The organism is Thiolapillus sp. (assembly GCF_048562965.1).
Classification (GTDB): domain Bacteria; phylum Pseudomonadota; class Gammaproteobacteria; order Chromatiales; family Chromatiaceae; genus Thiolapillus; species Thiolapillus brandeum_A.
In genome coordinates this window covers 1-549 of the sequence record NZ_JBHNMF010001583.1, presented here as the reverse complement: position 1 = coordinate 549, position 549 = coordinate 1, and the positions used below count along the sequence as shown (strand labels likewise).

The window sequence follows — 549 nt, the reverse complement described above, 5'->3', positions numbered from 1 at the left end:
CCTGTGAACGGCGGGTGATCGGCAAGGCGGAATACCTGCCGGGCAAGGCCAATCCGCGTTTTGTCGTCACCAACCTGAGCACCCGTGACGCGGATGCCCAACATTTATACGAAGATCTTTATTGTGCCCGTGGCGAGATGGAAAAATTCATCGGGAATGAATTTTCGCGCAAGCCCCGAAGGGGTGAGGCGCAGGGATGCGCCGAACAAAATCGGATCAAGGAGCAGCAACTGGGACTGTTCGCCGATCGCACCAGCAGTGCCACCCTGCGGGCGAACCAACTGCGGCTGTACTTCTCTTCCTTTGCCTATGTCCTGCTGCATGGCCTGCGCCGGCTGGGGCTGACCGGTACGGCGTTCGCCAAGGCCCAGAGCACGACGATCCGTCTGAAGCTGCTGAAAATCGGCGCCCGTCTGCGCCTGACAGCACGCAAAGTCTGGCTGTCCTTCTCGGAAGCGTATCCCTACGCCAGTGATATTGCTCAGATCCTGGCCAATCTCAAGCAGCATCCTGCTTGGTCGCCGCCTGGATAGGTTCTTCCGTCCCCAA

1 protein-coding gene is annotated in these 549 nt (G+C 59.2%); it reads left to right on the top strand.

What is annotated here, in order from left to right; genetic code table 11:
• The coding region (locus ACOCD2_RS25625) for a transposase (RefSeq protein WP_293653991.1) at nucleotides 1-533 on the top strand (533 nt) is incomplete at its 5' end.
• Nucleotides 534-549 lie beyond the last annotated feature (16 nt).